The 26,560-nt window shown below is 71.3% G+C and carries 20 protein-coding genes and 1 pseudogene; 9 read left to right on the top strand and 12 right to left on the bottom strand.

The genetic code is table 11. The features are described 5' to 3' along the window. Positions 1-817: 817 nt before the first annotated feature. Positions 818-1,828 carry a helix-turn-helix transcriptional regulator gene (locus tag ACWGJM_RS13215; protein ID WP_453411754.1) on the bottom strand — a complete coding sequence of 337 codons (1,011 nt, stop codon included), beginning with the start codon at positions 1,826-1,828 and terminating at the stop codon, positions 818-820. A 117-nt stretch (positions 1,829-1,945) separates the two neighbouring features. Here ACWGJM_RS13215 and ACWGJM_RS13210 point away from each other — a divergent pair, with 117 nt between their 5' ends. The 3 genes and pseudogenes from ACWGJM_RS13210 to ACWGJM_RS13200 all read left to right on the top strand — a co-directional run bounded on the left by ACWGJM_RS13210 (position 1,946) and on the right by ACWGJM_RS13200 (position 5,289). After that, a complete protein-coding gene (locus tag ACWGJM_RS13210) occupies positions 1,946-2,353 on the top strand; it encodes a DUF3224 domain-containing protein (RefSeq protein ID WP_453411753.1) in 408 nt (135 codons plus the stop codon). A gap of 357 nt (positions 2,354-2,710) precedes the next feature. Next, positions 2,711-4,551, top strand: a pseudogene (locus ACWGJM_RS13205) (glycoside hydrolase family 3 protein). 111 nt (positions 4,552-4,662) lie between these two features. Then, the gene (locus ACWGJM_RS13200; protein ID WP_453411752.1) at positions 4,663-5,289 is read left to right on the top strand and encodes a hypothetical protein; all 627 of its coding nucleotides are present in this window, start codon (positions 4,663-4,665) and stop codon (positions 5,287-5,289) included. A 25-nt stretch (positions 5,290-5,314) separates the two neighbouring features. Here the strand turns inward: ACWGJM_RS13200 and ACWGJM_RS13195 are convergent, their stop codons facing one another. The 4 genes from ACWGJM_RS13195 to ACWGJM_RS13180 form a co-directional block, all read right to left on the bottom strand. Continuing rightward, positions 5,315-5,707 carry a hypothetical protein gene (locus tag ACWGJM_RS13195; protein ID WP_453411751.1) on the bottom strand — a complete coding sequence of 131 codons (393 nt, stop codon included), beginning with the start codon at positions 5,705-5,707 and terminating at the stop codon, positions 5,315-5,317. An 88-nt stretch (positions 5,708-5,795) separates the two neighbouring features. Then, the gene (locus ACWGJM_RS13190) at positions 5,796-9,560 is read right to left on the bottom strand and encodes an ABC transporter ATP-binding protein (protein WP_453411750.1); all 3,765 of its coding nucleotides are present in this window, start codon (positions 9,558-9,560) and stop codon (positions 5,796-5,798) included. A 105-nt stretch (positions 9,561-9,665) separates the two neighbouring features. Then, positions 9,666-10,700, bottom strand: coding sequence for an esterase-like activity of phytase family protein (locus ACWGJM_RS13185; protein WP_453411749.1), 1,035 nt, complete (start codon positions 10,698-10,700; stop codon positions 9,666-9,668). A 53-nt stretch (positions 10,701-10,753) separates the two neighbouring features. Then, positions 10,754-11,677 (bottom strand): serine hydrolase, encoded by a 924-nt coding sequence (locus tag ACWGJM_RS13180; RefSeq protein WP_453411748.1) that lies wholly within the window; start codon positions 11,675-11,677, stop codon positions 10,754-10,756. Positions 11,678-12,000: 323 nt separating this feature from the next. Between ACWGJM_RS13180 and ACWGJM_RS13175 the strand changes: the two genes are divergently transcribed. The 4 genes from ACWGJM_RS13175 (at position 12,001) to ACWGJM_RS13160 (ending at position 16,297) form a co-directional block, all read left to right on the top strand. Beyond that, complete coding sequence (locus ACWGJM_RS13175; protein WP_453411747.1) at positions 12,001-14,370, top strand: glycosyltransferase family 39 protein; 2,370 nt, start codon at positions 12,001-12,003, stop codon at positions 14,368-14,370. Positions 14,371-14,567: 197 nt separating this feature from the next. Continuing rightward, positions 14,568-15,371: an endonuclease I family protein gene (locus ACWGJM_RS13170; RefSeq protein ID WP_453411746.1), complete on the top strand. Its 804-nt coding sequence runs from the start codon at positions 14,568-14,570 to the stop codon at positions 15,369-15,371. 61 nt (positions 15,372-15,432) lie between these two features. Continuing rightward, positions 15,433-15,807, top strand: coding sequence for a hypothetical protein (locus ACWGJM_RS13165; RefSeq protein WP_453411745.1), 375 nt, complete (start codon positions 15,433-15,435; stop codon positions 15,805-15,807). Positions 15,808-15,943: 136 nt separating this feature from the next. Beyond that, positions 15,944-16,297, top strand: a complete 354-nt coding sequence (locus tag ACWGJM_RS13160; protein WP_453411744.1) for a peptidase inhibitor family I36 protein — start codon at positions 15,944-15,946, stop codon at positions 16,295-16,297. A 10-nt stretch (positions 16,298-16,307) separates the two neighbouring features. On the opposite strand, the gene ACWGJM_RS13155 is transcribed toward ACWGJM_RS13160, so the two are convergent. Genes ACWGJM_RS13155 through ACWGJM_RS13145 form a run of 3 tightly spaced genes read right to left on the bottom strand, consistent with a single transcriptional unit; the run spans position 16,308 to position 20,474 of the window. Beyond that, positions 16,308-17,993, bottom strand: coding sequence for a thiamine pyrophosphate-binding protein (locus ACWGJM_RS13155; protein WP_453411743.1), 1,686 nt, complete (start codon positions 17,991-17,993; stop codon positions 16,308-16,310). Then, positions 17,990-18,958 (bottom strand): agmatinase, encoded by a 969-nt coding sequence (gene speB, locus ACWGJM_RS13150; protein WP_453411742.1) that lies wholly within the window; start codon positions 18,956-18,958, stop codon positions 17,990-17,992. Before speB ends, ACWGJM_RS13155 begins: the two co-directional genes overlap by 4 nt. Before the next feature lie 55 nt (positions 18,959-19,013). Beyond that, entirely contained in the window at positions 19,014-20,474 is a 1,461-nt protein-coding gene (locus ACWGJM_RS13145) for a sodium:solute symporter (RefSeq protein WP_453411741.1), read from the bottom strand. 128 nt (positions 20,475-20,602) lie between these two features. On the opposite strand from ACWGJM_RS13145, the gene ACWGJM_RS13140 reads away from it, so the two are divergent. Together ACWGJM_RS13140 and ACWGJM_RS13135 are read left to right on the top strand one after the other, a co-directional pair. After that, positions 20,603-22,126 (top strand): helix-turn-helix domain-containing protein, encoded by a 1,524-nt coding sequence (locus ACWGJM_RS13140; protein WP_453411740.1) that lies wholly within the window; start codon positions 20,603-20,605, stop codon positions 22,124-22,126. 88 nt (positions 22,127-22,214) lie between these two features. After that, positions 22,215-23,003 carry a phosphatase gene (locus ACWGJM_RS13135; RefSeq protein ID WP_453411739.1) on the top strand — a complete coding sequence of 263 codons (789 nt, stop codon included), beginning with the start codon at positions 22,215-22,217 and terminating at the stop codon, positions 23,001-23,003. Positions 23,004-23,085: 82 nt separating this feature from the next. Here ACWGJM_RS13135 and ACWGJM_RS13130 read toward each other — a convergent pair whose 3' ends face one another. The 4 genes from ACWGJM_RS13130 to ACWGJM_RS13115 all read right to left on the bottom strand — a co-directional run bounded on the left by ACWGJM_RS13130 (position 23,086) and on the right by ACWGJM_RS13115 (position 26,525). Next, positions 23,086-23,508 (bottom strand): hypothetical protein, encoded by a 423-nt coding sequence (locus ACWGJM_RS13130; RefSeq protein WP_453411738.1) that lies wholly within the window; start codon positions 23,506-23,508, stop codon positions 23,086-23,088. 235 nt (positions 23,509-23,743) lie between these two features. Next, complete coding sequence (locus ACWGJM_RS13125) at positions 23,744-24,619, bottom strand: acyl-CoA thioesterase (protein WP_453411737.1); 876 nt, start codon at positions 24,617-24,619, stop codon at positions 23,744-23,746. 35 nt (positions 24,620-24,654) lie between these two features. Then, positions 24,655-25,812 (bottom strand): acyl-CoA dehydrogenase family protein, encoded by a 1,158-nt coding sequence (locus ACWGJM_RS13120; protein ID WP_453411736.1) that lies wholly within the window; start codon positions 25,810-25,812, stop codon positions 24,655-24,657. A gap of 98 nt (positions 25,813-25,910) precedes the next feature. Further along, entirely contained in the window at positions 25,911-26,525 is a 615-nt protein-coding gene (locus ACWGJM_RS13115) for an SACE_7040 family transcriptional regulator (RefSeq protein ID WP_453411735.1), read from the bottom strand. Positions 26,526-26,560 lie beyond the last annotated feature (35 nt).

Here is a 26,560-nt window from a genome sequence, read left to right as displayed (position 1 = left end):
TCGGCCTTGCGGCCGACCCTTGACTCGGCTCGCTCCAGCACGGGTGAGAAGCGAGCGGGCGGCCTGGGAAGGGCGGTGGCCGGGGTGGGTGGGGCGCTTGCGTGGGTTGGGCTGTGGGGCGGGGTTTGGGGGCGTGGGCCCCTGGGTGGGTTGGGGGTGTGGCCGCCGGTACGGGGGCGCGGTGGCGCCTCGCCTGCACGCCGGGTGGGCTTAGCGGCGATCGGTGAGTGGGGGCTGGGCCGCGTGGGGGTGAGTGGCGGCACGCCAGGCTGGCCTAGCGGCGATCGGTGAGTGGTGGCCGGGGTGCGCGTCGGGCGGGGGGCGGCACGCCGGGTGGGCTTAGCGGCGATCGGTGAGTGGTGGCCGGGGTGCGCGTCGGGTGGGGGTGGTGGCACGCCGGGTGGGCTTAGCGGCGATCGGCGGGTGGGGAGCTGGGGTCCGCGTCGGGCGAGGGGCGGCACGCCGGGTGGGGTTTGCGGCGATCGGCGGGTGGGGAGCTGGGGTCCGCGTCGGGCGAGGGGCGGCACGCCGGGCTGGATTGGCGGCCTGCGGTGAATGGGGGCCGGGCCGCCCTCGGTGGGTGGCGGCTTCTCTGCCGGCTTGGCGGCTTGCGGCTGGTGGGCGGTGCGCTGCGGGCGAGTGGTGGCATGCCGGGTGGGGGCGGCGGCTTGCGGTGAGTGGGACGGGGTGCCTCGGCGGGACGGGCGCGCCAGGGGCGGGGACGGCGGCTTTCGTCCGGCGGATGGGGTGCGGCGGGCGGCGGACACCTCCCACCACAGCGGGCGGCCCCACCGCCACCACACAACCAGCGGCAACCTCACCCACCCGCTCCCCTCACCCCGGCGGCCAAGCCGTAGCGGTCGGCCAGTGCGGCCACGGCCTCAGCCATCGCCTGCCGCAGTTCCGGCGGGCCGAGCACCTCCGCCTCCGCGCCGAGTCGCAGCAGGTCGGTGACCGCGACGGCCGGTGTCTCTACCGGCATCTCCACCTCCACCCAGCCCTCGCGGTCCGGCGGCCCGGCGGTCTCCAGGGCCTGTCTGCCGAGGGCCCCGAACTGCATCGGCAGCAGACGCTGGGCCCGGGGAGAGATCCGTAGGCGCGCGGTGTCCTGGTGGAGTGCCTGCTCCAGGCGCCGGGAGGACTCCGCCCAGTGGGCGGCCAGGTCGAATCCGGCTGGGCGTTCGAAGGTGTCGGCCGTGAGGTCGACGGTCACGAACCTGGACATCCGGTAAGTACGTATGGCCCCCACGGCCGCGCTCTGTGCGTCCGCCAGCGCCACCAGATACCAGTTGCCCCCCTTCAGCACGAGCCCCAAAGGCCGCAGCTCCCGGTGCACCTCCCCGCGCCAGCGGCGGTAGTGCGCGTGCAGCACCCGCTGTTCCCACACCGATCGGGCGACCGGCTCCAGGTACGGGACCGGGTCGGCGTCCCGGAACCAGGCCGGGGTGTCGAGGTGGAAGCGTTCCTGGATGCGCCGGGTGCGGTCGGCGAGTTCGGCAGGGAGAGCTGCGCGCAGTTTCAGCTGGGCGGTGGCGAGGACGGCACCGAGGCCCAGGTCCCGCGCCGGGCCGGGTGCTCCGGCGAGGAAGAGGGCGTCGGCCTCGGCGTCGGTGAGGCCGGTCAGACGGGTGCGGTAGCCGTCCATGAGGCGGTAACCGCCGGCCGGGCCGCGGTCGGCGCGGACCGGCACGCCCGAGGCGCCCAGTGCCTCGATATCCCGGTAGACCGTGCGGACCGACACCTCCAGCTCCGCGGCGAGTTCGGGCGCGGTCATCCGGCCGCGGTTCTGGAGGAGCAGGAGCAGGGAGAGGAGCCGGTCGGCACGCATGGCGTCATTCTGCCGATCGTGATTCCGTCGATCGGGCCGCCGTACCTGACAGAAGGTGTCAGGTACGGCGGCCAGGCTGGGGCACGCACCGCACGGCACCCGAGCGAAAGGACCCGCATGCCCACGCACACCACCGGCCACATCTCCTACGCCGACTGGAAGGAGAACCCGGCCGGCCCGCAGGAGCCCCTCCCGCGGCTCGCCCATGCCTCCGTCACCAACGCCTTCACCGGCGGCATCGAGGCGGCCCGCACGACCTGCGAGTACACGATCGTCTACACCACCGAGAAGACCGGGACGTTCACCGGCATGGAGCTGCTCGCGGGGCGGCTCGACGGGCGGGAGGGGAGCTTCGTCCTGGAGGAGCGCGGGTCGTTCGAGGCCGACGGTTCGGTGCGCTGTTCCTTCGAGGTGGTGCCGGGGTCCGGCACCGGGGAGCTGGCAGGACTGCGCGGCACCGGCACCTTCACCTACCGACCCGGCGAGACGCCCTTCCCGTACTCCTTCGACTACGACCTGGACTGACCGCCAGACTGACCGCCGGGCTGACGGTACGTCACGGCCGCACGGAAACGGTACGGGAACCCACCCCGGCCCGTCCCCGTCCAACCCGCGGACTGCCGGACGAGTCCCCGCGGTGCGGTGTCGGCCCTCGCTGCTGGCTGCGATCGCTGACCACCCTCTCCGCCGCACCGCGCCCGGCAGCACACCGCCATCGGCGCGCCCCCTCCAACTGCGCCGATGGCGGCCCCCTTCCGGGGCCATGCCCTGCGCTTTCCCTTGACTGGCAGAAACTTCCCGGATATGGGTGACTTCTCGGAAGTTTCCTTCAGTGGACCTCCGGCGGACCTGTCCAGCGGATCCTTTCCGGAAGGAGTGCACGTGCACCACACCGGCACGGGAAGCACGGGAAGCACCGCACACCCCTCCAGACGTACCGTCCTCGCCGCGACCGCGGGCCTCACCGCCGCCGCGACCGTCAGCGGCGCCGCGCACGCCGCACCCGGCGACAAGAAGCCCGACGACAAGAAGCTCCACGCGCTCATCTCCCGCATGACGCTCGAGGAGAAGGTCGGTCAGCTCTTCGTGATGCGGGTGTACGGTCACTCGGCGACCGCCCCCGACCAGGCCGACATCGACGCCAACCTCAAGGAGCTCGGCGTACGGACGGCCGCCGAGCTGATCGCCAGGTACCGGGTCGGCGGCATCATCTACTTCACCTGGGCGCACAACACCCGGGACCCCCATCAGATCGCGGACCTGTCCAACGGCATCCAGCAGGCCTCGCTCGGCCAGTCCCGCGGGCTGCCGGTCCTCATCACCACCGACCAGGAGCACGGCGCCGTGTGCCGCGTCGGCAAGCCCGCGACGCTGTTCCCGGGCGCGATGGCGATCGGTGCCGGCGGTTCCCGTACCGACGCCCGTACCCTCGGCCGGATCTCCGGGGCGGAGTTGCGCGCGCTGGGCATCCGCCAGGACTACTCCCCCGACGCGGACGTGAACGTCAATCCGGCCAACCCGGTCATCGGCGTACGTTCCTTCGGCGCCGATCCGGAGGCCGCGGCCGGGCTGGTGGCGGCCGAGGTGAGGGGGTACCAGGCGGCCGGGGTGGCGGCGACCGCCAAGCACTTCCCGGGGCACGGGGACACCGCCGTGGACAGCCACTTCGGCTTCCCGGTCATCACGCACAGCCGTGAGCTGTGGGAGAAGCTGGACGCGGTGCCGTTCCGGGCGGCGATCCGGGCGGGCATCGACTCGGTGATGACCGCGCACATCCAGTTCCCGGCCCTCGACGACTCCGGTGACCCGGCCACCCTGTCCCATCCCATCCTCACCGGCATCCTGCGCGGGGAACTCGGCTACGACGGGGTCGTGGTCACCGACTCCCTCGGCATGGAGGGTGTCCGCACGAAGTACGGGGACGACCGGGTGCCGGTGCTCGCGCTGAAGGCGGGCGTCGACCAGTTGCTCAATCCGCCGTCCATCGACGTGGCGTGGAAGGCTGTGATGGAGGCGGTGCGGGAGGGTGAGCTGACCGAGGCGCGGCTGGACGAATCGATCCTGCGGATTCTGCGGCTGAAGGCGAAGCTGGGGTTGCTGGACCGGCCGTACGTCAGCACGGACGGTGTGGACCGCACGGTCGGCTCCCCGCAGCACCTGAGAGCTGCCGACCGCATCGCCGAACGCACCACCACGCTCCTGGTCAACGAGGGCGGACTGCTCCCGCTGTCCCGCCGCGCCCACCCCCGGCTGCTGGTGGTGGGCGCCGACCCGGCCCGCCCGGCACCACGGGCCCGCCCACCGGCGTGCTGGCCGCCGCCCTGACCGAGCTGGGCTTCACGGCCACGGCCCTGTCGACGGGCACGGCCCCCTCGGACGCGACCGTCACCAAGGCGGTGACGGCCGCGCAGGACGTGGACGCGGTGGTCGTGGCGACGTACAACGTCACGGCGAGCAGCGGTCAGAAGGCGCTGGTGGACCGGCTTGTCGGGACGGGCAGGCCGGTGGTGGCGGTCGCGGTCCGCAACCCGTACGACATCGCCGTCCTCCCCTCCGTCGGGTCGTATCTGGCGACGTACTCCTGGACCGACGTCGAACTGCGCGCCGTCGCCCGGGTGATCGCCGGGCGGGTCCGGCCGCGCGGGAAGCTGCCGGTGCCGGTGCAGCGGGCGGACGATCCGACACAGGTGCTGTATCCCATCGGCCACGGGCTGTCGTACTAGACGTACGTCGCGCAAGGTGCGTAACGCCCACAAAGGGCGGAAAGCCTCCGATACGCCTGGCGTGGCCTGTCGCCACGGGTCACGCTGGACGGGGTGTCTGGGGGGATGGCGATGCGCGCGAGACGTTTGGTGGGGCTGGTGTGCGGGCTGTGCGCACTGCCCCTGGCCCTGCTGACGGGCTGCCAGGACGCGCCCGGGCCCGTCGCGAACGGCACCCCGGCCGGGGCGGCCTCACCCACCCCGACCACCGGCTACGGTGCCCAGTTCCTCGGTGTGGGCGAGTGCAGCTCCTTCGGGACCACCAGCTTCACCGAGGTCCCGTGCGCCGGCGAACGGGCGGCGGCCCGGGTCGTCGCCCGCTACGACGGCACCGCGGCCGACGGCCCGTTGTGCCCGCCGACCACCGACTTCGTGCTGCACATCAGCGCCCAGAGCCCGTCCGCCGACGAGGACGGCGACGGCAGGATCCCCCAGGGCTACGCCTGCATGCGCAACCTCGAACCCCCGCACCCCGGCGACCCCGGGGGCGGAGGCGGCCCCCGCACCATCCCCGGCGACTGCGTCTACGGCTCGGGCAGCGCCCAGGTCCGCGAGACACCCTGCGACGGCTCGGGCGCACGGAAACCCCAGTACAAGGTCACCGAGGCGGTACCGGCCCGGGGCCAGTGCCCTGCGTCGACCGCCCTGTACGTCCAGCTCGGCGGCCGGAACCCGGTGGGGTGCGCGCGGCGGGTGTGACCGGGCGGGAGTCAACTCCAGCGGTTCAGCACAGGATCCAGCCCGAGCTCACCGAGCCGCGGCTCACCGAGCCCTTGATCCACACGCAGCGGTGGCCGGCGTGCACCGTCACCGGGCCCGCCAGGTGGGCGTAGCGGCCCCTGTCGACGACGGGCCGGTTGCCGCGGGCCTGCACGCTGACCGACATCGTGCGCTTGGCCCCGGCCTTCCTGGGGACGGTGACCGCGCAGACGTAGCCGTTGCGCTTGTAGACGTGCACGGTGCCGGTGGAGAAAGGCAGAGTCCTCACCTCGCGCCCGGCGCAGGACGTCGCCGTCGCCGCCTGGGCGCTGCCCGGCGCCGCGAGCGCGAACACCCCGGACGCGGCCAGGACGGCCGCGCCGAGCGCCAGGCGCCGGCGTATCGCACCACTGTCCACTGTGGTCCCTCCCGTACATCGGTCATGCACCAGCCATGAACGTACTGATGTACGGACGCAAGACGTATGTCGGATGGTTGCACGACCGTCAGCGGGACGCCCCCACCGGCTCCTCCGGCTCCGCCTGCCCGATGAACGTCCGCCACAGTTCGGCGTACCGGCCGTCCCTGGCGAGCAGCTCCTCGTGGGTGCCGTCCTCGACGACGCGGCCGTGGTCCATCACGACGACCCGGTCGGCGCGCGCCGCGGTGGTCAGCCGGTGGGCGACGACGAGCGTGGTGCGGCGGCCCGTCAGGCGGTCCGTCGCCTGGTTGACCTGGGCTTCCGTGGCGAGGTCGAGGGCCGCGGTGGCCTCGTCGAGGAGCAGGATGTCGGGGTCGACCAGTTCGGCGCGGGCGAGGGCGATGAGCTGGCGCTGGCCCGCCGAGAGGTTGCGGCCGCGTTCGGCGACCTCGTGCAGGTAGCCGCCGTCGAGCGTGGCGATCATGTCGTGGGCGCCGACCGCCCGGGCCGCGGCCTCCACCTCGGCGTCGGTGGCGTCGGGGCGGCCGTAGGCGATGGCGTCGCGGACGGTGCCCTGGAAGAGGTACGCCTCCTGGGGGACCACCCCGAGGCGGTGGCGGTACGAGGTGAGGTCCAGGGCGCGCAGGTCGGTGCCGTCGACCGTCACCCGGCCGCCGGTGGGGTCGTAGAACCGTGCCACCAGTTTCACCAGGGTCGACTTGCCCGCTCCGGTCTCGCCCACGAAGGCGACCGTCTGGCCGGCGGGGACGGTGAGGTCGATGCCGCGGAGAGCCGCTTCCCCTGCGTCGGCGGCGCCGTCTGCGGAGCCATGGCCCTGGCCGTACGCGAAGCGCACGTCCTCGAAGGCGATGTCCCCCTGGAGCGAGCGCACCTCCAGCGACTTCTCGGCGGACCGGGTGGACGTCGGCTCCTGGAGCAGCTCCTGGATGCGGCCCAGCGACACCGTCGCCTGCTGGTAGCCGTCGAAGACCTGGGAGAGCTGCTGGACGGGGGCGAAGAACAGGTCGATGTAGAGCAGGTAGGCGACGAGCGCGCCGGTCGTCAGCGTGGCCGCCTCGATCCGGCCCGCGCCCGCGATCAGCACGGAGGCCGCGGCGACCGAGGACAGCAGCTGGACGAAGGGGAAGTAGACGGATATCAGCCACTGGCCGCGTATGCGGGCGCTCCGGTAGCTGTCGCTGCGTTCGGCGAACCGGCGCCCGCCGTCCCGCTCGCGCCGGAAGGCCTGCACGATCAGCAGTCCGGACACCGACTCCTGGAGGTCGGCGTTGACCACCGACACGCGCTCACGGGCGAGTTCGTAGGCCTTCACGCTCGCCCGGCGGAAGAAGAACGTGGCGACGACCAGCGGGGGCAGGGTCGCGAAGACGACCAGCGCGAGCTGTACGTCGATGACCAGCAGGGCGACCATGATGCCGAAGAAGGTGACGACCGAGACGAACGCCGTGACCAGGCCCGTCTGGAGGAAGGTGGACAGGGCGTCGACGTCCGTCGTCATCCGGGTCATGATCCGGCCGGTCAGCTCCCGCTCGTAGTAGTCGAGGCCGAGGCGCTGGAGCTGGGCGAAGATCTTCAGGCGCAGGGCGTACAGGACGCGCTCGCCGGTGCGGCCGGTCATCCGGGTCTCGCCGATCTGCGCGGCCCACTGCACGAGTACGGCGACCAGGGCGAGCAGCGAGGCCGACCACACGGCGCCGAGGGCCGCCCGGGTGACGCCCTGGTCGATGCCGTGCCGGATCAGGATCGGCAGCAGCAGGCCCATGCCGGCGTCCACGGCGACCAGCAGCAGGCTGACGAGGAGGAGCGGCCCGAAGCCGTGCAGCAGGCGTCGCAGGCCGTAGGAGACCTCCGGGCGGACCGCCCGTGCCTCGTCGATGTCGGGGGTGTCGGTGGCCGGGGGCAGCGCCTCGACCTGGGCGAGGAGCTCCGGGGTGGCCGGGGTTCCGGCGAGGGCGGTGTCCTTGGGCTCGCGGTCGCCGGTCCACAGACGGGGGGTGACGCCCCGCTCGGCGTCGAACTCGGCGTCGAGTTCGTCCCGTACGGAGGTGTCCTCCTCGGGTGCGGCGGGCTGGGCGTGGCCCGGGGAGACGCCGCCCAGTTCGTCCGGGTCGGTGAGCAGGCTGCGGTAGAGGGCGGATCGTTCCTGTAGTTCCTCGTGGGTGCCGATGTCGGCGAGGCGGCCGTTGTCGAGGACGGCGATGCGGTCGGCGAGGTTGAGCGTGGAGCGGCGGTGTGCGATGAGCAGGGTCGTCCGGCCGCGCATCACCTGCTTCAGCGCCTCGTGGATCTCGTGCTCGACACGGGCGTCCACGGCGGAGGTCGCGTCGTCCAGGACGAGCAGCCGGGGGTCGGTGAGGATCGCGCGGGCGAGCGCGACGCGCTGGCGCTGGCCGCCGGAGAGGGTGAGGCCGTGCTCGCCGACCTTGGTGTCGTAGCCGTCGGGCAGCTCGGTGATGAACCGGTCGGCCTGGGCGGCGCGGGCGGCGGCCTCGATCTCGTCCTGGGTGGCGTCGGGGCGGCCGTACGCGATGTTGTTGCGGACGCTGTCGGAGAACAGGAAGGAGTCCTCGGGGACCAGGCCGATCGCGGCCCGCAGCGAGTCGAGGGTGAGCTCGCGCACGTCGTGGCCGCCGATCAGGACGGCGCCGTGGGTGACGTCGTAGAAGCGCGGCAGCAGCAGGGAGACCGTGGACTTGCCGGAGCCGGAGGAGCCGACGAAGGCGAGGGTCTCGCCGGGGCGGATCTCGAAGCTCAGGCCCTGGAGAACGGGGCTGGTCCTGCCGGAGGCCTGAGCGTAGCCGAAGGACACGTCGTCGAACTCGACGGTCGCGGGGGCGTCGGCGGGGAGGGTCTTGGTGCCTTCCTTGATCGACGGCTCGGTGTCGATCAGCTCCAGTACCCGCTCGGTGCCCGCGCGGGCCTGCTGGCCGACGGTGAGGACCACGGCGAGCATGCGGACCGGGCCGACGAGCTGCGCGAGGTAGGCGGAGAAGGCGACGAAGGTGCCGAGCGTGATGTGGCCGCGTACGGCCAGCCAGCCGCCCAGCGCCAGCATGGCGACCTGACCGAGCGCGGGGACGGCCTGGAGGGCCGGGGTGTACTTGCTGTTCAGCCGTATGGTGCGCAGGCGTCCGGCGAAGAGGCGGCGGCCGACCTCACGCAGCTTTCCGGTCTCCTGCTCCTCCTGCCCGAAGCCCTTCACCACGCGTACGCCGCTCACCGAGCCGTCGACCACGCCCGCGACGGCGGCGGCCTGGGCCTGCGCGTACCAGGTGGCGGGGTGCAGCTTGGAGCGGCTGCGTTTGGCTATCCAGCCGAGCGCGGGGGCGACCGCGAGGGCGACCAGGGTCAGCGGCAGCGACAGCCAGGCCATGATCACCAGGGAGATCAGGAAGAGCAGGACGTTGCCGATGGTCATCGGCAGCATGAAGAGCAGGCCCTGGATCAGCTGGAGGTCGCTGGTGGCCCGGCCGATCACCTGTCCGGTGGACAGCTCGTCCTGGCGGCGGCCGTCGAGGCGGGTGATCGTCCCGTACATCTCGGTCCGCAGGTCGTACTGGACGTCGAGGGCGAGGCGGCCGCCGTAGTAGCGGCGGACATAGGTCGAGGCGTAGACGAGGAGCGCGGCCACGATGAGGGCGCCCGCCCAGGGGGCCATGCGTCGGCTGTGGTCGCCGATCACGTCGTCGATGATCACCTTGGTGACCAGCGGGACCACCGCCATGACGGCCATGCCGGCGAGCGAGGAGCCGAGGGCGAGGACGACGTCCTTCGGATACCGCCACGCGTATCCGGCCAGTCGACGTGCCCATCCCCGTTGCGGTGTCACGCGGGTGCCCTCCGTTTTTCGTCCTGCTCTACCGGAACACACCAACGCTCACGCAAGCGGATTTCATCCCTCCGCAACAAAACCGGGGCGGGAATCAGCCACGTGTCAGACCCGTACCCGCAGGTAATAGAACCTGGTCGTCTGTGCCGCGTTCTGGTTGTCGTCGCTCACCAGCAGCACCTTCAGGCGGCCGTGCGCCCGGCCCGTGATCGTCATGCCCTCGATGTTGTCGAGGAGGGGGTTCGGCTGGGGCTGCTTGGCGGTGGCACCCAGGGTCGGGCAGGTGGCGATGTCGGTGAGCAGGGTCTTCTTGATCAGGTGGACGCCGGCCTGGCCGGTCAGGTTCTCGATGCCGCTGGTGTCGGTGGCGTGCCGCGGGTCGGCCAGGTAGAGGCGGACCGTGTTGCCGACGCCGGAGGTGAAGCCGCGCTCCAGGACCAGCAGGCGGCCGTCCGGGGTCGCCTGGACCTCGGGGACGCCGAGGCCGGAGTCGGTGCGGTAGGCGTACTGGGCGGCGAGCTCGAAATGGTTGCCCTTCGTCCGCTCCCAGGTCTGGAAGCGGACGATGCCGGCGGTGTCGCCGGAGATCGCGTACTCCATGGACGCCAGCAGGGTGCGGCCGCCGGGCAGGAGGGTCAGGCCCTCGAAGGTCTGGTTCGAGGTGGCGCGGCCGGCCGGGGCGACCAGGAGGGAGGACGGGACCGGGAGGCGGTCGAGGATCTTGCCGTCGCGGGAGTAGCGGCGTACGGACGGCTCGGTCTCGGAGGTGATCAGCCGGGTGCCGTCCCGGTCGATGACCAGGCCCTCGGAGTCGAGGGCGGCCCCGTTCTCGTCGGCGAGCGGGACGACGGCCTTCGGCGCGAGTGTCTTCGCGCCCAGGGAGAACAGGGCCGAGCGGTCGGAGAGGGCGGCGAGGGTGCCGTCGCCGTCCGTGGCGAGGGCGGAGAAGTTGCCGACGAAGTCGCCCTGGTACGTCGCCTTGTCGAGCGCGTCGGAGAAGCGGTCGATGGAGACGGTGGGCGAACAGGCGTTGGTCCCGTCGGAGTTGGTCTCAGCTGCGTCGGCGGGCCCGGCGGCGGACAGGCAGGTGGCCGCCGCCAGGCCGGCGGTGAGGGTGGCGAGTACGGTTCTCAGGCGCATGGGCGTCACCGTAGGACGCTCCGGTGACCGGCGGGAGACCGCCTCGTGAAGCGTCAGCCCTGTTCCGGCACCGCCACGAACGCCTCGCGGGGCGTGCTGGTCGGGGTGAAGGTCGCCGTGCCGGCCGTGGTCGGCACCAGGTCCTTGTGGATGGCCTTGGCGACGTTCTGGATGGTGGTGACGCCGTAGTCCATGGTGCTGTTGTCCTGCGTCAGCACGCTGATCATGTAGTCGTGTCCGGCGCCGTTGAAGGTGCCCAGACTGTGCACCCGCCAGCCGTGCGTGGAGCGTTGCAGCCAGCCGTTCTTGACGTGCACGGAGACGGTGGACGGTGCCCCGGCGGGAGTGCCCCAGCGCTGCGAGGAGACGACCTGGCCCATCAGCTTCAGGATGTAGGCGCGGGAGTTGTCGCTCAGCACGGTGTTCTTGGCGGTGACGAGCTTGAGCAGCTTCTGCTCGTCGGTGACGTTCTCCTGGGTCAGGCCCCAGTAGCCGCCCGTGCCGGGCGTGGTCTTGGTCATCCCGGCGGCGGCCAGGAAGCCCTTGATCTTCGTCAGGCCCAGCTGCTTCCACAGCGTGCTGGTCGCGGCGTTGTCCGACTGCGTGATCATGGCCTTGGCGAGCGACTGCTCGGTGCTCGTCAGGTACCGGTTGTGCTTCTTCGCGTCCCACAACAGCGTGGCGAGCACGGTCACCTTGACGGTGCTGGCCGAGTCGTAGGACGTGGTCGAGCGCAGGGTGCAGGTCGTCTTGGTGGAGCGGTCGTAGAGCCCGACGGCGACGGTGCCCTTGCGGTTCGCGAGGGCCGCCGTGATGTCCTTCTTCAACTTGTCGGCCAGGCCCGCCTTGGCGGACGTGCAGCTGACGGTCGGGGTCGTCGCGGCGGCCGGGGTCGCGGCGACGACGCCCGGTATGAGCACCGCGGCACCGACGGCGGCCGCCAGCACCCGGGCCCTCCTGGATGTCCTGTGAGTCATGCACCTGATGACTCACAGATTCGAGTGAATGGTTGTACGAGTAGGGAATGGTTTGACGAGTCATTGCCGAACTCACCCATCCCGCATACGACTCCCGGCTCATGGAGGATCGGTGTGCACGGGTCTGCTCGTCGAGCGAGGCGTCGTTGGCGGCCGGCCCTGTCTCCCTTTGCACGGGCGCGGTTCAGAGACGGGCACAGGTCGCTTTTGTCGTCCGGCTTTCCACAGCCGTTGCCCGCACCATGCGGATCCCTTTGACCCTTCACAGCCAAGAGCCAGGTGTGCCACAGCCCGCACCCACGCCCGCCCGGCAGGCTCCCCCCGTGACATCTGCCACCGATCCACTCCCCCACCCGACCGTGACGACCGAGCCGCCGGCGTCCGCTCCGCCCGCGGCGGTCCCGGACGCGGCGCCCCGCTGGTCGCTGCCCGCGCTGATCGCGATCCTGGTCCTTGCGGCGGTGCTCTACTCCTGGAACCTGTCCGGCTCCAGCCTCAACAGCTTCTACAGCGCGGCCGTCTTCAGCGGCACGAAGAGCTGGGAGGCGTGGTTCTTCGGCTCACTCGACGCGGGCAACTTCATCACCGTCGACAAGCCGCCCTTCGCGCTCATGATCATGAGCCTGTCCTGCCGGATCTTCGGCTACGGCACCTGGCAGATGATGGCGCCCGAGATCGCCGCCGCGCTCGGCACGATCTGGATCCTGCACTCCTCCGTGAAGCGGTACTTCGGGCACGCGGCCGCCGCCGTCGCCGCGCTCGTCCTGGCACTGACCCCGATCACGGTCGCCATCAACCGGGACAACAACCCCGACACCATCCTGGTCCTGCTGATGGTCGGCGGCGCGGCCCTCGCCCTGCGCGCCACGCGCGACGACAAACTGCTGCCGCTCATCGGCTCGGCGGTCTGCTTCGGGCTCGCCTTCAACACGAAGATGCTCCAGGGCTACATCGCCCTCCCGGCCGTCTTCGCCGTGTACGTGTACGCGTCGAGGCTCGGCTGGAAGAAGAAGGCCGTGAACCTGGCCCTGGCCGCGGTGGCGCTGGCCGTCGCCAGCTTCTGGTGGGCGACGGCAGTGTCCCTCGTCCCCGCCGACGACCGGCCGTACATCGGCGGCTCGACCGACGGCTCCGCCTGGAACCTGATCATGGGCTACAACGGCCTGGGCCGGGTCTTCGGCGGCGAGGGCAACGGCGGCGGGGGTGGCGGCGGTGGCGGCACCTTCGCCGGCACCGCGGGCATCGGCCGGATGTTCAACGACATCCTCGGCGGCCAGATCTCCTGGCTGATCCCCTTCGCGGGCATCGCGCTCGTCGCCGGCCTGGTGCTGTGCGGGCGTGCGCCGCGCACCGACCCGACGCGCGCGGCGCTGGTGCTGTGGGGCGGCTGGCTGGTGCTGCACTACCTGACCTTCGCCATGGCCGAGGGCACCATGCACCCGTACTACACGACCGCGCTCGCTCCGGGCATCGCGGCTCTCACCGGCGCCGGCGGCGTCATGCTGTGGCGGGCCTTCCGTAGTGATGACCCGCGCTGGTCCTGGGTGCTGCCCGCCGGACTCGCGGTCACCGGCATCTGGGCGATCGTGCTGCTGCGCCGGGCCTCCGGCTGGAACACCTGGCTGTGGCCGGCCGTCGGCCTGGTGATGGCCCTCGCGATCGTGGGCCTGTTCGTCTTCCGGTCCGGCAACCGCGTGCGGCTGCTCGCCGCGTCCGTGACCGCCGCGATCGTGGCGGCCCTCGCGGGCCCGACCGCCTACGCCGCCACGCCGGCCTTCGCTTCCTCCGGCGGCGGAGGCGGCGGGATGGGCGGCAGCAACCCGACCGCGGGCCCCTCCACCGGCAACGGTGGGTTCGGCGGCGGCGGTCCGGGCGGCGGCCGGGGCGGCGACGGCGGTCCGGGCGGCGGCGAGGCGCCCGGCGGCACCCAGCAGGGCGGCCAGGCGAACGGGGAGTTCCCCGGTGGCGGCCAGCCCGGCAACATGACGCCCGGCGGTGGCAACGGCGAACTCCCGCAGGGCGGCGCTCCCGGCGGCCAGAACGGCGGCCAACCGGGCGGGCAGAACGACGAGTTGCCCGGTGGCGGCCAGGCCGGCGGCGACGGCGGCACGGCACCCGGCGGTACCGGCACAGCACCCGGCGGTGGCACCGGCGGCCAGCGCGGAGGCTTCGGCGGCGGAATGGGCGGCGGCACCGACAGCCAGCTCGTGGCGTACCTGGAGAAGCACCAGGACGGCGCCAAGTGGCTGCTGGCGGTGTCCAACTCGCAGAGCGCCGGCCAACTGATCATCAGCACCGGCAAGCCCGTCATCTCCATGTGGGGCTTCACCGGCTCCGACAAGGCGATGACACTGGCCAAGCTCAAGGAGGTCGTGAAGAAGGGCGAGCTGCACTACATCCAGCTCGGCGGCGGCGGTATGGGCGGCAACAGCAGCCTCAACCAGCAGATCACCGCCTGGGTGGAGAAGAACGGCACGGCGGTGAAGCAGAGCGCGTACGACAAGAGCGCGTCGTCGGAGTCGAGTTCCTCTTCGACCTCTTCGTCCAAGTCCTCTTCGTCCAAGTCCCCTTCGTCCAAGTCCCCTTCGTCCAAGTCCCCTTCGTCCAAGTCCTCTTCGTCCTCGACCTCGTCGCAGAGCACCCAGTCGAACCAGTCGACGCTCTACCGTCTGGACCCGTCGGACGTGAGCTGACGCGGGCACCGACTAACGGCCAACGGCCCCCGACACCTGGTCGGGGGCCGCCTTGCTACGTCAACTCGCGCAGGCGCGCGGCGAATTGTCGGCCCTGGTCACCTGATTGACACCTTCAATTTATTTACATGGCTGCATGTCCATGCCACGCTCCCGTCTGCCGCCTCCGTTCAACCCGCGTAGATGGGACCCCACACATGCTGGCGACACGCATAAGGCGCTGGAAGCCGGTGGCGCTCACCGCCGCCGCCGTCCTGGTCGGCCTCACCGCTCCGGCCCTGACGGCGACCCCGGCCGCTGCCACGACGACCTCGTACGACTCGACGTACTACAAGAACGCGATCGGCAAGACCGGCACCAGCCTGAAGTCGTCCCTGCACACGATCATCAGCAGCCAGACCAAGCTGTCCTACTCGCAGCTGTGGGACGCGCTGAAGGTGACCGACCAGGACCCGAACAACAGCAGCAACGTGATCCTGCTGTACTCGGGCATCTCCCGCAGCAAGTCGCTCAACGGCGGTGACAGCGGCGACTGGAACCGCGAGCACGTGTGGGCGATCTCCCACGGCGACCTCACCACCTCCACCGGCCCAGGCACCGACCTGCACCACATCCGCCCGGAGGACGTGGCGGTCAACGGCAAGCGCGGCAACCTCGACTTCGACGAGGGCGGCAGCACCTTCACCAACAGCGGTGGCAGCAAAGCCGACTCCGACTCCTTCGAGCCGCGCGACGCCGCCAAGGGCGACGTGGCCCGCATGATCCTCTACATGGCGGTCCGCTACGAGGGTGACGACGGCTTCGCGAACCTGGAGCCCGACGACAAGGTGAGCAACGGCAGCAATCCCTACATCGGCAAGCTGTCGATCCTGGAGAAGTGGAACGACGAGGACCCGCCGGACGCCTTCGAGGAGCGCCGCAACCAGGTCATCTACGACTCCTACCAGCACAACCGAAACCCGTTCGTCGACCACCCGGAGTGGGTGGACGCGATCTGGTAGGGCTGCCGCGCGCCGGCCGCACAGGGTTCTCGGGAAACCGCGCAGGGGTAGTGATCCGCCCATGACGGAGAAGCCGAGCAACGCGCACCTGTGCGGCCAACTGTTCGCGACGCTGCACATGCTGAGGGTCGTCGGGTACACGAAGACCGGGGACCGCAAGAAACTCGCGGGCGACGACGTGCTGGACAACGCGCGCAGAAATCCGCGCGTCGTGATCACGGAACAGCTCGCCAAGGCGCCGGAACACCTCATCGGCGCGCGCACCCGCGGACCGGCCCGGACCAAGGCCGCCGACGCGCTGTGGCTGCGCATACCGGAATTCCTGCCGCCCGGCGGGATTCCGGCGAGCTTCGCCTCGCACGCCGGCGACTTCCACAGAGCGTTCCGTACGCTTCAGGGGGTTTACGAGGAAGACTACCGGGATGCCATGAAGTGACCGAAAAGTCCTACTAGTTCGCTCACATCGGTGACATCGATCTTGTCCCCGGGCGTGTCCCGGTCTCTGGACCGGAGCATGGCGAAGCCCCGGCAGCTCCGCCGGGGCTTTCCAACTCCTTTCTCAGGAGAGCCTCGTGAAGCTTCGTTCCTGGTCCCTCGCTGTCGTTCTCGCCCTGACCGCCCTCGTCCTGCCCGCTCAGGGCGCCGCCGCTCAGGCCGCCCCGCCCTCCTGTCCCGACGGATCGGTGTGTTTCTGGAGCGGGGAGGGCTTCAGCGGCAGCTCCTGGGAGTGGACCGCCCGCAGCGGCTACCGTGACATGCCGCCCTTCCTGCACGACCACGTCGGCTCGGCCGTCGCGAGCACCAAGGCGTGTTTCATCAACTGGCAGCCCGTCGAGAAGCGGGACGTCTACAACGGCGACTGGCGCTCCCGCTACCTCGGCGACTTCGGCGGCCGTATCGACGGAGTGGGTCCGGGCAACTGCTGATCCTCGGGCGTCAGTCCAGGTGCGTCGGCGCGAACATCCGCAGTACCGCCGGGAGGACCACCACCGACGGGCCCGGTGAGGCCAGTGCCTTCGCCAGGTCGGCTTCCAGGGTCTCCGGGGTCGTGCGGACCCCGGGGACGCCGAAGGACTCGGCGAGGGCCGCGTAGTCGGGGCGGGTCAGTTCCGTCGCCGTCGGCTGGCCGAAGGCGTCGGTCATGTACTCGCGCAGGATGCCGTAGCCGCCGTCGTCGACGATCAGCCAGGTGACCGGCAGGTCGTACTGCTTCGCCGTGGCCAGCTCGGCGATCGAGTACAGGGCGCCGCCGTCGCCCGACACCGCGAGCACCGGGCGGGTCGGGTCGGCGGCGGCGGCGCCCAGGGCCGCCGGGAAGCCGTAGCCGAGGCCGCCGGCGCCCTGGGCGGAGTGCATGGTGTTCGCGCCCCGGGGGTCGAAGGCCGACCAGGCCCAGTACGCCAGGATCGTCATGTCCCAGAAGGACGGGGAGTCGTCGGGCAGGGCTCGGCGGACCGACGCCAGCACGTCCTGTTCCAGGGCCAGTTCCTGGGAGGCGATCCGTTCGCCGACCTTCGCGAGCAGCGTGCGGACACGCTCTCGGGCCGTCGCGTCGTCACGCTTCTCCACCGTCTCCAGCAGCGCCTGGAGTGCGAGGCGCGCGTCGGCGTGGATGCCGAGCGCCGGATGGTTGGACTCGAGCTTGCCGAGGTCCGCCTCGATCTGGATCACGCGGCCGCGGGGCTTGAACGTGTGGTAATTGGAGGAGAGTTCGCCGAGGCCGGAGCCGACGACGAGGAGGACGTCCGCGTCCTGAAGGAAGTCCGTCGTGTGGCGGTCCTCCAGCCAGGACTGGAGGGAGAGGGGGTGCTCCCAGGGGAACGCGCCCTTGCCGCCGAACGTCGTCACCACCGGCGCCTGTAGCTTCTCGGCGAGCTGCCTCAGCTTGCCGGACGCGTCCGCCCGTACGGCTCCCCCGCCCGCGATGATCGCCGGACGGGCGGCATGGGACAGCAAGTCCGCCGCCACGGCGGTGAGTTCGGGGCGCGGGGCCAGCTCGTCCGGGGTGGCGTCCACCGCCGTCACCACCGGCAGAGTCGTTTCCGCCAGCAGGACGTCCTGCGGGATCTCCACCCACACCGGGCCGTGCGGAGCCGTGAGCGCCGACTTCCAGGCCGCCGCGACGGCGGACGGGATCTGGGACTGGGCGCGGACGGTGTGGACCGACTTGACGACGCCCCGGAACGAGGCGGCCTGGTCCGGGAGTTCGTGCAGGTAGCCGTGGCGGCCGCCGCCGAGGCCCGCCGTCGGGATCTGGCTGCTGATCGCCAGTACGGGGGCACTCGCGGCGGCGGCTTCCTGGAGCGCGGCCAGGGAGGTGAGGGCCCCGGGGCCCGTCGACAGCAGCAGTGGGGCCACCTCGCCCGTGATCCGGCCGTACGCGTCCGCCGCGAACCCCGCGTTGTTCTCCACCCGCAGGCCGACGTACCGCAGCGCGGAGCGGCGCAGGGCGTCGAACATGCCCAGTGCGTGCTGGCCGGGCAGGCCGAAGACGGTGGTCGCGCCGAGACCGGCCAGGGTCTCCACGACCAGGTCTCCGCCGTTGCGGCCGGAGGGAGGGTTCAGCGCGGCCTCCGTCTGGGCGGGCGTCGGGCGGAGTACCAGGTCGTGGTCGTGGGTCACTTGGAGCGAGCCTCCGCAATCTGACGGGTCATGATCGTGGTCAGTTCGTACGCCGTGTGGGACGCGGCCACCGACGTGATCTCCGCGTGGTCGTACGCGGGGGCCACCTCGACGACGTCCGCCGACACCAGGTTGCAGGATGCCAGCCCGCGCAGGATCTCCAGCAGCTCGCGGGAGGTCATGCCGCCCGCCTCGGGGGTGCCGGTGCCGGGCGCGTGCGCCGGGTCCAGGCAGTCGATGTCGATGGAGATGTACAGCGGGCGGTCGCCGATGCGCTGGCGCAGCTGGTCGGCGACCTCGTCGGCGCCCCGGCGGTAGATGTCCGCGGAGGTGACGATGCCGAAGCCCATCTTCTCGTCGTCGGTGAGGTCCTGCTTGCCGTAGAGCGGGCCGCGGGTGCCGACGTGGGAGAGGGCGGAGGTGTCGAGGATGCCCTCCTCGACCGCGCGGCGGAACGGGGTGCCGTGGGTGTACTCGGCGCCGAAGTAAGTGTCCCAGGTGTCGAGGTGGGCGTCGAAGTGGAGCAGGGCGACCGGGCCGTGCTTCTTGGCCACGGACCGGAGCAGGGGCAGCGCGATGGTGTGGTCGCCGCCGAGGGTCATCAGGCGGGCGCCGGTGCCGAGCAGTTCGTCCGCCGCGGCCTCGATGGTCTCCACGGCCTCGTTGATGTTGAACGGGTTCACCGCGATGTCGCCGCCGTCGGCGACCTGCGCGAGGGCGAAGGGGGAGGCGTCCTGCGCCGGGTTGTAGGGGCGCAGCAGCCGGGACGCCTCGCGGATGGCGTTGCCGCCGAAGCGGGCGCCCGGCCGGTACGAGACGCCGGAGTCGAAGGGCACGCCCACCACGGCGACGTCGGCGGTGCCGACCTCGTCGAGGCGGGGCAGCCGCGCGAAGGTCGCGGGTCCGGCGTACCGCGGGATGCGGGAGGAGTCGACGGGGCCGCGGGGCGTCTCGTTGCCGCTCATGAGTACTGCCTTCTTTCCTACGCTTCGTCGCGTATGTGCGTCTTGTTTTACGACTCTACTGGTGAGCCGGCACCGGTTCGGACAGGGGTTCGGGATTCCGTCCCGCGAGGCGTTCGCGCCAGACGGCGAGGACCGCGGCGTCGGTGGGCCGGGTCGCCAGGGACACGGCGACGTAGACGACGAGCGACGCCGACAGGCCGAGGTAGACGGGCTCGTTGGCGAGGATGCCGTACCCGGCCATCAGACCGATCACCGCGAGGCCGCCGACGATCACCGAGGCGAGCGCTCCCTGCACGGTGCCCCGCTTCCACAGCAGGCCGCCGAGGATCGGGACGAGCAGTCCGCCGACGAGCAGGTTGTAGGCGACGGTCAGCGCCTCGACGACGTCGTTGAGCGCGATGGCCGTGCCGATCACGGCGAGGCCCATGACGAGGATGAAGGCGCGGTTGCCCCTGACCTCGTCGTGCTCGTCCCCGGTGCGCCGGACGGCGCCCCGCAGCCGGGACCAGATGTCGTTGTTGGCGACGGTGGCGCAGGCGATCAGCGCGCCGGAGGAGGTGGACATCACGGCGGCGAGGGCGGCGGCGAGCACCAGTCCGCGCACGCCGACGGGGAGTTCGTCCTTGACGATGGTGGCGAAGGCGTCGTCCGCGCTGCCCAGGTCGGGGTAGAGCACCTTGGACGCGGTACCGATCACGGCGCCGGCGAGGGCGTAGACGAGACAGTAGGTTCCGGCCACCGTGCCGCCCCACTTCGCGGTCTTGTCGCTGCGGGCGGTAAACACGCGCTGCCAGATGTCCTGGCCGATCAGCATGCCGAAGGTGTAGATCAGCACATAGGTGAAGATCGTCTCGCCGCCGATGCCCAGCGGGTCGAAGTACGTGGTCGGCAGCTTCGCCTTCATCTCGGAGAAGCCGCCCGCCTTGACGACGGCGATGGGCAGCAGCAGGAGCAGCACGCCGACCGTCTTGACCACGAACTGCACCATGTCGGTCAGCGTGATCGACCACATGCCGCCGAGCGTGGAGTAGGCGACGACGATCGAGCCGCCGAGGATGATCGCGACGGTGCGGTTGAGGTCGAAGAGGACGTCGAAGATCGTGGCGTAGGCGATGGTGGAGGTCACCGCGAGCATCAGCGTGTACGCCCACATGACCACGCCGGAGATCACGCCCGCCCGGCCGCCGTAGCGCAGGTCGAGCATCTCGGAGACGGTGTAGACCTTCAGGCGGGCGATGCGGGCGGAGAAGAAGACCGAGAGGGCCAGCAGGCCGAGGCCGATGGTGAGGACCATCCAGGCCCCCGAGAGCCCGTACTTGTAGCCCAGGCCGACACCGCCGATGGTGGACGCGCCGCCGAGGACGATCGCGGCCATGGTGCCGGAGTACATGGCGGGGCCGAGCCGGCGGCCCGCGACGAGGAAGTCGCTCTTGGACCGGGCGCGGCGCATGCCCCACCAGCCCATGGCCAGCATGCCTGTCAGATAGACGACGATCACTGCGTAGTCGACGGCCATGGGGGCCCACCCTTCTTGCTCGCGTCATGGCTTAGGTGGTTCGTGGGTTGACCCTAGGTGGCTGAAAAGCGCCCTGGAAGTGTAGGTTTCATCCACTGTCGTCGTACCGGATGGAGGAATCGTCCACCATGCCGAACACTCCCGTACCACCCACACCACCGGTCCCGCTGGTCGCGCTGCTGGCCAGGGAGGACCTGGGCCTGAGGCGGATCGCGGGGCCGGACGACCCCGGCATCGTGATCCACTGGGCGCACACCTCGGAGATGGCCGACCCGTACCCGTACCTGCTGGGCGGCGAGCTGCTGCTGACGGCGGGGGTGCATGTGCCGGAGGCGGCGGGTTCGGGCACCTACTTCGATGACTACGTGTCCCGGATCGTGGCGGCGGGCGGCGCGGCCCTCGGTTTCGGGCTGGCGCCGGTGCACGACACGGTGCCGCGGGCCCTGGTCGCGGCCTGTGACGCCCACGGGCTGCCCCTGCTGGAGGTGCCGCCGCAGACCACGTTCTCCGGCGTGGCCCGCGCGGTCTGGCAGCTGATGGCGCAGGCCCGCCTGGCCGAGCTGCGCCGGGTCACGGAGGCCCAGCAGAGCCTCGCCTCCGCCGCCTCCCGCCCCGACCCGGTGCCCTCGGTGCTGCGCAGGCTGGCCCAGCGCCTGGGCGGCCGGGCGGCGCTGTACGGCCCGGACGGCGCACAGATCGCGGCGGCGGGCCGGGAGGCGCCGCAGGAGGTACGGGAGGCACTGGCGGGGCTGGCGGGCGTCGTACGGCCCACCGGGGCGCAGGCCTCCTCCGCGGACCCCTCCGCGGGCACCTCCTCCGGCCCCTCCTCCGCTCCTTCCTCCGCCCCTTCCTCCGCCACGGACACCGTCCTGGGCACCCGCCTCGCCGTCTACGCCCTCGGCACCGGTCAGGGTTTCGTCCTCGGGGTCGCCACCGACCGGCGCGAGCCCGGGGACCACACCATCGCCTCCGTCGCCGCCGTCCTCCTCTCCCTCCTCACCGGCGAGCACCAGAGCGGCGCGGGAACGGCCCGGTCGTCGGCGCTGGTTCGGCTGCTGCTCGGCGCCCCACCCGAGGACGTGGCCCCGCTGCTCGGGGCTCAGCGGTGGGTCGTCGTGCACGCGCGGCCGGAGGGCCAGGTCCCGGACGAGGTGGCCGCCTCGGCGCTGGGCGCCGCGCTCGGTTCCGCGCTGGTCGACCTGGCGGACGGCGTGGTGCGGGTCCTGGTGCCCGCCGACCGGGAACCGGCCGCGCAGCCCGGCTGGGCCCTGGGTGTCAGCGCCCCCGTGGCGCCGGACGACTGGCCCGCCGCCGACACCCAGGCGGCCCGTGCCCTGGCCCGCGCCCGCGCCACCCGCACGGCGCTGGTCCGGCACGGCGGCCGCCCTGGCCTGGCCGACCTGGTGCCGCCCGGCGAGGCCGAGAGCCACGCCCGGGCGCTCCTCGGGCCGGTCACGGCCCATCCCGCGCTCACCGAGACACTGCGCGCCTGGCTGTCCCTGCACGGCAGTTGGGACCGCACTGCGGTGGCCCTGTCGGTGCACCGCAACACCGTCCGGCAACGGATCGCCCGGTGCGCGGCTCTCCTCGGCGCGGACCTGGACGATCCGGACGTACGCATGGAGTTGTGGTTCGCGTTGCGGAATCTGTGACCGACCGGGGCTGACCTGCGACGTGACCCACGTCCCAGCGGGTGATAAGCCAGGGACGCGCACCGGGCCCTGCCTCACAATGGGAGACATGCCGATACCCGGGACACCCAGCCGCGCCGAGCTCGTCGACCACCTTGTGAAGACCCGTATCGCGGGCGACGTCGCGACCCCCCGCGAGAACAACCTTTCCCACTACCGCAAGCTGGCCAACGGCGACCGCAACTTCTGGCTCGGCCTGGAACTCGGCGACCGCTGGCGGGACGAGCAGGACGTGCTCGCGGTGATGGCGGAGCGGGTCGGCGTCAACGACGACGCGGAGTACCGGTACGGGCAGGACACCATCGACCCCGAACTGACCGTCGACGCCCTGGAGCGGATGGCGGCGCGGCTGCGCAAGGCGGCCGACGGGCGGCAGCGGGTGCTCTTCGCCACCGGCCACCCCGGCGGCCTGCTCGACGTGCACCGGGCCACGGCCGTCGCGTTGCGCGCCGCCGGCTGCGAGATCGTCGTCATCCCCGACGGGTTGCAGACGGAGGAGGGGTACGTGATGCAGTTCGCGGACGTGGCGGTGCTCGAGCACGGCGCCACGCTGTGGCACACGCATTCCGGTGCGCCGATGCGGGCCATTCTGACGGGACTTGAGCGCGAGGGCCGCCCGCTGCCCGACCTGGTCGTCGCCGACCACGGCTGGGCGGGGTACGCCGGCCAGCACGGCGTCGACTCCGTGGGTTACGCGGACTGCAACGACCCGGCCCTGTTCCTCGCCGAGTCGGAGGGCACCCTCCAGGTGGCCGTTCCCCTCGACGACCATGTGCTCAGCCCGCGTTACTACGACCCGCTGACGGCGTATCTGCTGGCGGAGGCGGGGCTGGCCTGAGCGGGGGCGGTCAAACCCCGTGATGTGCGGCGCCGTTGGCGGGGCCGCACATCGCGCCTTTCACTTCGCCGGGTGGGCGAACTCAGTTGCCGTGACCGCCGTTGCCGCCGTGGTCGCCACCGCCGTGGTCACCGTTGTCGCCATGGTCACCACCATGGTCACCGTTGTCGCCATGGTCGCCATGGTCGCCGTTGTCGCCATGGTCGCCGTTGTCGCCATGGTCGCCATGGTCGCCGTTGTCGCCATGGTCGCCGTTGTCGCCATGGTCGCCGCCGTGGTCACCATTGTCGTCGTGGTCACCGTTGTCGCCATGGTCGCCGTTGTCGCCATGGTCGCCGTAGTTACCGTTGTCGTCGTCGTCCGACCAGCTGTAACCGCCGTTGTCGTGGTTGCCACCACAGTCGTCGGCCGAAGCGGCGCCCGCCGCGCCGAGCGCGGCGCCGCCCGCCATCAGGACGGTGGCGGCGGAAGCCGCGAGGAGACGCCTTGCGCGTTGTGCTCGCATGGGATACGCACCTTTCGTTCCATCATCTCTCGCGGCTCCGCTGTGGATTCACGAGATGGGATGGCCGCTGCCGCCGGGTGAGAATGCGGCGCGGTCTCAGATGTCACCGCGCTTTCATGGAGGGCGCGCCACCGGAACCAGATCGGCCGGGCGTGCCATGCATCGCGGCGTTCACTCCAAGAGCCTAATCCCGCATGTGTCACACGTCATCTCGGGAGGCACCCCCGTCACACGGTCACCGTGGGACGCGGACGACGCCCTCCTGGATGACCGAGATGGCCAGCCGCCCGTCCTGGGTGTAGATGCGGGCCTGGCCGAGACCGCGGCCGCCGTACGCCGACGGCGACTCCTGGTCGTACAGCAGCCATTCGTCGGCCCGGAACGGCCGGTGGAACCACATCGCGTGGTCCAGCGAGGCCCCGACGACGTCACCAATGGCCCAGCCGCCGCGGCCGTGCGCGAGCAGCACGGAGTCGAGGAGGGTCATGTCGGAGACGTAGGTGGCCAGGACGACGTGCAGGAGGGGTATGTCGATGGCGCCCTCGAGCTTGCCGTTGGCGCGGAACCACACCTGGGAGTGCGGCTCGCGCGGCTCGCCGAACTTCCCGTACGGCGGTTCGTCCACGTAGCGCAGGTCGACCGCCTCGCGGGCCTCGATGAAGCGCTCCACGATCTGCGGGTCGAGGTGACCGTACCCGCGCAGGCGCTGCTGGGAGGTGGGCAGGGTGGCCGGGTCTGGCGCGGGCGGCATGGGGGTCTGGTGGTCGAGGCCGTCCTCGTGCGTCTGGAAGGACGCAGACAGGGTGAAGATCGGCCTGCCGTGCTGGATCGCGACCACCCGGCGGGTGGTGAAGGAGCGGCCGTCACGGATGCGTTCGACGTTGTAGACGATGGGCGCGCCGGGGTCCCCGAGGCGGAGGAAGTAGGCGTGCAGCGAGTGGGCGTGCCGGTCGGCGGGGACCGTACGCCCGGCGGCGACCAGCGCCTGGGCCGCGACCTGCCCGCCGAAGACCCGCGGGACGACGGCGGACCGGGACTGGCCGCGGAAGATGTTCTCCTCGATCGGCTCGAGGTCGAGCAGATCGAGGAGATCCTGGAGTGCCTGGCTCATGGAGTCGGTTGTATCCGCCGGTGATTGCGGGCGGCTTACAGGCCCATGTCCTTCGCGATGATCGACTTCATGATCTCGCTGGTGCCGCCGTAGATGCGGTTGACGCGGTTGTCCGCGTACAGGCGGGCGATCGGGTACTCGTTCATGAAGCCGTAGCCGCCGTGCAGCTGGAGGCAGCGGTCGATCACGCGGTGGGCGACCTCGGTGCAGAAGAGCTTGGCGGAGGCGGCCTCGGCGGGGGTCAGCTCACCGGCGTCGAGGGCCTCGGTCGCGCGGTCGGCGACGGCCTCGGCCGCGTCCACCTCGGCCTGGCAGGCGGCCAGCTCGAACTTGGTGTTCTGGAAGGACGCGACGGTCTGGCCGAAGACGGTGCGCTGCTGGACATACTCCTTGGCGAACCGGACGGCGGCCTTGGCCTGCGCGTAGGCGCCGTAGGCGATGCCCCAGCGCTCGGAGGCGAGGTTGTGGCCGAGGTAGTAGAAGCCCTTGTTCTCCTCGCCGAGGAGGTCCTCGACGGGGACCTTGACGTCGACGAAGGCCAGCTCGGCGGTGTCGGAGGTCTTCAGGCCGAGCTTGTCGAGCTTGCGGCCGACGGAGTAGCCCTCGGCCTTGGTGTCCACGACGAAGAGGGAGATGCCGTGGCGGCGGTCCTCGGCGGTGGGCGCGGCGGTGCGGGCGCAGACGATCATGCGGTCGGCGTGCACGCCACCGGTGATGAAGGTCTTGGCGCCGTTGAGGACGTAGTGGGTGCCGTCCTCGGAGAGCTTGGCGGTGGTCTTCATGCCCGCGAGGTCGGAGCCGGTACCCGGCTCGGTCATCGCGATCGCCCACATCTCCTCACCGGAGACGAACTTCGGCAGGAAGCGCTTCTTCTGCTCGTCGTCGGCGAGCAGCTTGATGTACGGCAGGCCGAGCAGCACGTGCACGCCGGAGCCGCCGAAGGAGACACCCGCGCGGGCGGTCTCCTCGTACAGGACGGCCTCGAACTTGTACGAGTCGATGCCGGCGCCGCCGTACTCCTCGTCGACGCGGATGCCGAAGACGCCCAGCTCGGCGAGCTTGTAGTAGAAGTCGCGCGGCGCCTGGCCGGCGGCGAACCACTCGTCGTACACCGGTACGACCTCGGCCTCGATGAAGGCGCGGATGGTCTCCCGGAACGCCTCGTGATCCTCGTTGAACAACGTGCGGCGCACTCCGCCACCTCCACGGACTTCGGCATGTCTAAGCGCTTGCTCAGATCAAAGGTACCGGCGAGTACGGGAGCGGTCCAGAGTGGCCGGGGTAACGCTCGTCACGCCGGAGCGATCCCGGCCCCCGACGCCGCCGCGAACGCGCCCCGCGCCATCCGGTGCAGCAGCTCCGAGGTGGCCCCCCGGCCCGGGAGGGAGCCGGCGCGGCCCAGGTGCGGCGTCGAGTTCAGCAGGCCGAAGACCGAGTGCACGGCCGAGCGGGCCGCCGGTTCGGTCAGGTCCGGGTACACCTCGCGGACGACCTCCACCCACAGCTCGACGTACTGCCGCTGGAGCTGCCTGACCAGCTTGCGGTCGCTGTCGCGGAGGCGGTCCAGCTCGCGGTCGTGCAGGGTGATGAGGGGACGGTCGTCGAGCGCGAAGTCGATGTGCCCTTCGATGAGCGAGTCCAGGACCGCCTCCGGGGCAGCCGTGCCGTCGGCCTCCGCCAGGCGCCGCTTGGCCCCGGTCAGCAGCTGACCGCTGATGCCGACCAGCAGCTCGGCGAGCATCGCGTCCTTGCCCGCGAAGTGACGGTAGAGGCCGGGCCCGCTGATGCCCACCGCGGCGCCTATCTCGTCGACGCCGACCCCGTGGAAACCACGCTCGGCGAAGAGCCGTGCGGCCTCCTTGAGGATCTGCTCGCGTCGGGTGGGGGCGTCGGTTCTCGTGGCCATGGAAGCAATTCTAGACAGCGAGGTTAGCGGTCGTT

Source organism: Streptomyces sp. NPDC054834, from assembly GCF_053611185.1.
The sequence above is the reverse complement of the archived record's forward strand: the minus strand, read 5'-3'. Positions and strand labels throughout refer to the sequence as shown.

Excerpts from the sequence above, each read along its gene's own strand:
- ACWGJM_RS13215 (WP_453411754.1), bottom strand. The coding sequence starts at position 1,828 with ATGCGTGCCGACCGGCTCCTCTCCCTGCTCCTGCTCCTCCAGAACCGC.
- ACWGJM_RS13210 (WP_453411753.1), top strand. The coding sequence starts at position 1,946 with ATGCCCACGCACACCACCGGCCACATCTCCTACGCCGACTGGAAGGAG.
- ACWGJM_RS13200 (WP_453411752.1), top strand. The coding sequence starts at position 4,663 with ATGCGCGCGAGACGTTTGGTGGGGCTGGTGTGCGGGCTGTGCGCACTG.
- ACWGJM_RS13185 (WP_453411749.1), bottom strand. The coding sequence starts at position 10,700 with ATGCGCCTGAGAACCGTACTCGCCACCCTCACCGCCGGCCTGGCGGCG.
- ACWGJM_RS13180 (WP_453411748.1), bottom strand. The coding sequence starts at position 11,677 with ATGACTCACAGGACATCCAGGAGGGCCCGGGTGCTGGCGGCCGCCGTC.
- ACWGJM_RS13170 (WP_453411746.1), top strand. The coding sequence starts at position 14,568 with ATGCTGGCGACACGCATAAGGCGCTGGAAGCCGGTGGCGCTCACCGCC.
- ACWGJM_RS13165 (WP_453411745.1), top strand. The coding sequence starts at position 15,433 with ATGACGGAGAAGCCGAGCAACGCGCACCTGTGCGGCCAACTGTTCGCG.
- speB (WP_453411742.1), bottom strand. The coding sequence starts at position 18,958 with ATGAGCGGCAACGAGACGCCCCGCGGCCCCGTCGACTCCTCCCGCATC.
- ACWGJM_RS13145 (WP_453411741.1), bottom strand. The coding sequence starts at position 20,474 with ATGGCCGTCGACTACGCAGTGATCGTCGTCTATCTGACAGGCATGCTG.
- ACWGJM_RS13140 (WP_453411740.1), top strand. The coding sequence starts at position 20,603 with ATGCCGAACACTCCCGTACCACCCACACCACCGGTCCCGCTGGTCGCG.
- ACWGJM_RS13135 (WP_453411739.1), top strand. The coding sequence starts at position 22,215 with ATGCCGATACCCGGGACACCCAGCCGCGCCGAGCTCGTCGACCACCTT.
- ACWGJM_RS13130 (WP_453411738.1), bottom strand. The coding sequence starts at position 23,508 with ATGCGAGCACAACGCGCAAGGCGTCTCCTCGCGGCTTCCGCCGCCACC.
- ACWGJM_RS13125 (WP_453411737.1), bottom strand. The coding sequence starts at position 24,619 with ATGAGCCAGGCACTCCAGGATCTCCTCGATCTGCTCGACCTCGAGCCG.
- ACWGJM_RS13115 (WP_453411735.1), bottom strand. The coding sequence starts at position 26,525 with ATGGCCACGAGAACCGACGCCCCCACCCGACGCGAGCAGATCCTCAAG.